The organism is Corynebacterium sp., from assembly GCF_030530965.1.
In the GTDB taxonomy this organism is placed as follows: Bacteria; Actinomycetota; Actinomycetes; order Mycobacteriales; family Mycobacteriaceae; genus Corynebacterium.
This window is the reverse complement of record NZ_JAUMTY010000040.1, coordinates 1-5,800: the sequence shown is the minus strand read 5'-3', so window position 1 is coordinate 5,800 and position 5,800 is coordinate 1. Positions and strand designations below refer to the sequence as shown.

The following is a 5,800-nucleotide window of genomic DNA, read 5'->3' as shown; positions in this document are numbered from 1 at the left end:
GCGAAAGATCTGTCGACGACGGCCTCGTCGGTGCAGCTCACGCTCTCTGCGTTCATGATCGGCCTCGCGGTCGGTCAGCTGTTCGCGGGGCCTATCTCTGACGGGGTAGGGCGTCGCCGTCCCCTGGTGATCGGCTCGTTACTGTTCTTCCTCTTCTCCGCGGGGTGCGCGCTCACACCGTCGATCGGTTTGCTGATCGCCTTCCGACTGCTCCAAGGCATCGCGGGCGGGACCACCGTCGTCGTCGCTCGTTCCGTTATTCCCGACGTCGCGCATGGCAGAGCTGCGGCCTCTGCTTTCTCTGCACTGATGGCGATTCAGGGCCTCGCGCCGGCGATTGCCCCGCTGCTGGGTGGGTTTCTCTCGCCCATCATCGGGTGGCGCGGCATTTTCTGGGTGATCGCAGTGTTCAACGTGATCATGGTCGTGGTGTCCCGCTTCGTGGTGCCCGAAAGCCTGCCGGCTGATCGCCGCACTCCGGGGGCCATCCGCAACCTCCTGCCCACCATTTTCCGCTGTTTCGGCCGGCCGGCGTTCATCGGTTACTGCTTCGCTTTCGCGGTCGGTTTCGGCACATTCTTCTCCTACATCTCGGCCTCACCGTTCGTTCTCCAGGACCAACTGGGCCTGCCGACGCACGTTTACTCGATCACGTTCGCTATCAACTCGCTCGCGATCGCGGGAATGTCCGCCCTGAACGGCAAACTTGTGAACCGGTTCGAGGTGCGGTCTGTGCTGGTCTTCGGCCTCATTCTCTACGTCGCGACGTCGGCAATTTTGCTTATCGACGCTCTACTGGGCCCGTGGCTCTGGCCGACGCTCATTTGTCTCTTCGTGTTGACGTCGGCGACGGGGCTGCTGCTGGGGAATGCGACTGCCCTGGGCGTTGAAGCTGTGCGTGATATCGGTGCGGGCGCGGGCTCTGGCGCGATGGGTGCGCTGCAGTTCCTGGCGGCCGGGATTGTGTCCCCGCTGGTGGGGATCGGCTCGGACCCTTCGCTGTCCATGTCGTTGTGCATGTTGGTGTGCTCGATTATCGCCATCACCGGGTGCGTGACGCTCACGAGTTCGTCGGATAGGGCGTAGCTCATCGCCAAAAACTCTCGAAAGCACGGTTAGCTTTCCGTGGTTATACTTTTCAATATGCACGTGGGTGGCCGTCGTCTATAAAATTCGGTCGGCCGAAAAAGCCGACAAGAACGACAAGGCCACAAACCCACAACCAACAGATCGATCCACGACCTACAGATCGGCCCGAGAAACCCTCGCGGCCCGAAACCTGCAGGTCAGCCCACACGGTTCACAAGACACGAGGCCACAAGCCTTCAGTTGAGCGAGTATTGGAGTACAACACGAGTGCTTTCTTCGACGCGCACACCCCATCGCGCTACCACCGCCACCACTGCTTCACACGGAACAGACCCCGCACCGAGCACCATCACAAAGGCACACCCTAAAAAGGCACGTCCCCGTATGCGTCGGCTCGGCACGTGGGTGGCCGTCACGATGTCCGGCGTCGTTTTCTTGCAAGGCTGCACGATTTCTCATCATGAGGACAAGCAGTCGGAGTCGGAGAAGCAGATCTCAGAGTTCAACAAGCGCAATGCCAAGTACTCCGCGAATGACAATGACGGCTCCGGGCCGAATGACTCCATTCGCTGGGTCGACCGCACGAAGACGTCTCCCCTAGTCCTCGTTGCTCCGCACGCGACGAACCACCACCGCAACGGCCACCCTAAGGTTGCCGATCTATACACCGGCGGCATCACCGAGATGGTGGCCGATAAGCTCAACGCGTCCGCGCTCACCACCACGGGCAAGGTGTCGGATTGGCACGATAATTGGAAAACGCGCGATGACAAGTTCACGCGCGTCCTCAAGGGCCTGCCGGATAACGCCATCGTCGTCGAGCTGCACGGCATGGACGATTCCTCGTCTGAAGAGCCTGTTTCCGTCGGCACGGGTGATCGCCCGTCGCCCATGACCGACGATATTGTCCGCCGGTTGTCTGAGACTCTGCACGGGCAGGTGGATATTGATGCCGGGTTTAATGCTCAGGCTTCCTACACGGTGACGGACTTTATGCAGAAGCGTGGGCATTCCGCGATGCAGATTGAGATGAACCACGCGATTCGGGACCCTAAACAGGGCCAGACTCCGACGACAATTGCCCGATTGTCGACGGCTTTCCGCGAGGCATTGACTGACTTGCCGACGTTGGACACGAAGCCGACTCGTGAACAGGACGCGCCGGCGCCGAATATCGACAAGGTTCGTGAATCTGAGAAGAAGAAGCCATCGAGTAAGAAGAATTCGACGAGCTTGGAGCCTGAGCCGACGAGCTCGTCGTCGAAGCGGTCGAAGTCGAAGTCGTCACGACGCTCGTCAACATCGACGAAGAAGAAGTCGAAGAGTTCGCGTACGTCGGAGCAAGCGAACTCTGATCGGGAGCCCAAGCGGCGCTCCTCCGACGACGACTAAAGCGCCTGTGTGTAGGGCGGCCTCCCCCGACGAGCCGCTCTACAAAGGCCGAGCCCCTGACGCCGGCCTCTACCTCGCCACCCCCTTACAGGAACGCGACGAGGGGCGCGGCCACCAAGCTGGTGCCGACTAGCGAAATCCCCATGCCCCCGCCAGTACGCTTGAACCCGTACTGGATGAGGTCATTGGCGATAATCGCGGGCAGGACGCAGAGAACGATGTTCTGCGGACCCGCGAGTTTCGCGCCTTCGACCAGCGAGAATATGTATTCGATCGTGATCGTGACCGCGAAGGACGTGAAGATCAACACCACGAACCGGTCTTTGCCGAACAGCGGCACACGCGCTTCGTACGCGTGGTAGATCAGGTACACAGCCGCGACGGACAGGCCGAGGATCAGCAGGTACCAGGTGTTCGCCACTGCCGCCGCCCACAGGAAGCCGACGGTCACGTACCCGCCGGTACGTAGTTTGAACGTACGAACGGTTTGTTCCTGGATGATCAGCGCCATCAGCACCGAGGTGGCCGATAGAGCGAACACGAGAGGTAGCCGCTCGATGGACGCGTCGAAAAGCTGGTCTGAAATCGAGATGTTCAGCCACTTGACGGTCACGTAGGTCAAGGCCCACCCGACGGCACCTGCCAGGGGCACCATCCACAGCATGGGCAGAAGGGTCTTCTTAAGCCCTTGCTTATTCAGCGAGTTGGTGATCATACCGGGGACGATCACGCCGACGAGGGCCAGGCCGTATTGTTCCTTGGTCCGGTAGAACAGGAATTCGGAGAGCCCCAGCCATGCCAACCCGCAGATCACACCGATAGCCAGGCCGATGGCGAAAATCTGCCGCGGGCGGGGAAGGAAAAGTTTGAGGACGACGAACCTGATGAGCACGAAGGCGAACATGGACACCAGGACCGTGACCAGGGAGTTCAATGGCGCATAGAGGGATGCTGCCAAATACCCCACGGCCAGCGTTCCGCCGATCGATACGCGATACTTGCGGAAGTACAGATAGCTGACCATCACCCCAATGAGGAAGGTGAGGTGAATGTAGTCGCACAGGAAACTATATCCCTGAGATTCCAGCAGGTTCACTACGCCATGACCTCTACATGCTCGTCTTTACGTGATACTGCGCCGATTTCGGTGTCGATATCAGCGTCTTTGTCGTGAGCAGCGACGTTGGCTGCAACCTCAGCTGCAACGTCGGCATCGTCCGAAGCGTCCGCTGCAACCTCGGCAGCAACGTCGGCGGCCTCCGCGTCGTCAGCCACATCTTTGCCACGCGCAGCCGCGTCCGTGTTGGTGGTCGTCACGGCCTCTTCAGGAGCAGTAACCTCCACCGAGCCTGTCAGCTCTTCCACGGGAGCGAGCGCGTTCTCCGACTTCAGTGTGGAGATGTACTTCTCCATGGACTGAACGTGCTGCGTGTGGATGTTGACCATACCGTACACAGCGACTTCGGTGTCATCGTCGAAGGACTCGCGGGCACGCGCCACCAGCGCTTTGCCGTCGGTTTCCTCGATATCGGTGGTCGTCAGGATGTTGCTCTCAGGCACTCCGCCGGCAACCAGCTTTTGGTACACGACGTCTTGGATATCTCCGTAGAGCACGATCTTGTCGAACTGCCCCTTGAGGTCCTTGGTGATCACGTCGACGAACATGGATGCGCGGTCGGTGCGGTCGGCGCGGTTGTTCATCGCGATGACGTGCTTGGTGCCCTCCGGCAGGCGGCCGTCGTGAACGGAGTTGTAGACCTTGGTGGTGGATTCCCAGTCGTTGACCGCGAACATGGGCACCCAGTAGAGGGAGTTGTTTTCTTCCTCCACCTTGATGACCTTGGTCGTGCCCGGGTCGGGTTCTGCCTTGAGCATGCCACGCACAGCGACGTCGGTGTCGATATCGAGGGCCTCAGCCAGGGTCAACACCACAGCGACGTTCTCTTCGAACTGCTGGTACGCGAACTTGTCGACGAGGCTACGGGAGAGCTCACTCTCTTCAGCGACGATCAACCGGGAGTTCCGGGCCTCGCAGTTCTTCCGGATGACCTTGAGGACGCTTTCGTTGCGCTCACCGGTGATCACCAGGCCGTGCTCGGGGACGGTGTTGCACAGCGAGTCTGCGATCTCCTCGACCGTGTCGCCCATCTCTTCCTGGTGGTCCAGGCGGACGTTGGTGATCACGGAGATCGGCGAACGCAGGATGACGTTCTGGCACAGGTTCTGGTACTTGGGCTTGACCGCCATGCATTCAACGACGAGGCCGTTGACGGAGCCGTCGAGCCATTCTTTCAAGAAGTCGTACTGCTCGTTGATGTTCGCCGGGCCGGTGCGCTGAATGGGGTGTTCGCCCGCTTCCGGGTCGATGACGCACGCGTAGGTACCCGTGGTTTTTGACACGGTGGATACCCCGGCTTCGCGGAGGACACTACCCAGCATGCGGGTGATGGTGGATTTACCGCGGATACCGTTGACGTGGATGTTGTAGTCAAGTTTGGACATGCGCGAACGGTGCGCATTTTCTTTGCGACGGAACGCGTACATTCGGGCGATCCCAGCCGTTCCTGCAAGCGCGGCAAAGGTAATCATGAAAAAATCACTCCTGGCAGAGCGTGATGAGAGATGAGGGGGCATGAATCAGACATAGAAAAAGGCCCCAGCGTGAGAACACCCTGCTGTCTGATCAATCGGACAGCCTTGACAACTCCCCCACCGCGTACAAAAAGGGCACACGTACGCGACGGAATCACGTTGACTTCCCCCGACAAACTAGAGCCAATCGAGGGGATGTACTCGTTGCTAGAACTCGCAATTCCATTGTCGAAATAACCAATCGTGAAGCTTACAGAGAACTCCAAGGTCTGGCTAGTGGAACTCACAAGAAAACAACCCCTAGGGGGCTTCATAATTGCGTTTTAGGGGTTGCGCCCGATTCTCATCTGCCCCCATGCCCATTTGATCCCCCCGGTCTGCGCTGGGCGTGACGAAGGCGACACCCTTCATCTATGCAGCACAGGTACCGTTTAGACAATACACACCATATTGTCAGACAACGCTACTATTACCCACTCGATACATAATCTTGACGGGTTTGTAATATTCAATGTGATATCGGTCACATTGTTGAGTAATACGACGGAAGGTGGTGTGGAAAGAGTCCTGGGAGCAATACACCGACGGGCGGAACAAGGAGCCGGTACACAGGAAAGTGCCAGGAAGCTACACCTAGAGCCCGCCTGGAGCCCGCGTGGAGCCCGAGTAGACCCCAAAAGTGAACTGCTCCCCATTAGTTGGACTGAGAAATCAGACCCCGACTAGC

Annotated in this window: 4 protein-coding genes; 2 read left to right on the top strand and 2 right to left on the bottom strand. The window is 59.0% G+C overall.

Features of this window, described 5'->3' with window-relative positions; translation table 11 throughout:
* Window positions 1-1,086: multidrug effflux MFS transporter (locus Q3981_RS07870; RefSeq protein WP_303125057.1), on the top strand; the 1,086-nt coding region annotated here is incomplete at its 5' end.
* A 270-nt stretch (window positions 1,087-1,356) separates the two neighbouring features.
* Entirely contained in the window at window positions 1,357-2,481 is a 1,125-nt protein-coding gene (locus tag Q3981_RS07865; RefSeq protein WP_303125056.1) for a hypothetical protein, read from the top strand.
* An 85-nt stretch (window positions 2,482-2,566) separates the two neighbouring features.
* Here Q3981_RS07865 and Q3981_RS07860 read toward each other — a convergent pair whose 3' ends face one another.
* Window positions 2,567-3,577: a poly-gamma-glutamate biosynthesis protein PgsC/CapC gene (locus Q3981_RS07860; protein ID WP_204087544.1), complete on the bottom strand. Its 1,011-nt coding sequence runs from the start codon at window positions 3,575-3,577 to the stop codon at window positions 2,567-2,569.
* Entirely contained in the window at window positions 3,577-5,070 is a 1,494-nt protein-coding gene (gene pgsB / locus Q3981_RS07855; protein WP_303125051.1) for a poly-gamma-glutamate synthase PgsB, read from the bottom strand. The genes Q3981_RS07860 and pgsB overlap by 1 nt, the downstream gene beginning before the upstream one ends.
* Between the last annotated feature and the right edge of the window lie 730 nt (window positions 5,071-5,800).

Excerpts from the sequence above, each read along its gene's own strand:
- pgsB (WP_303125051.1), bottom strand. The coding sequence starts at position 5,070 with ATGATTACCTTTGCCGCGCTTGCAGGAACGGCTGGGATCGCCCGAATG.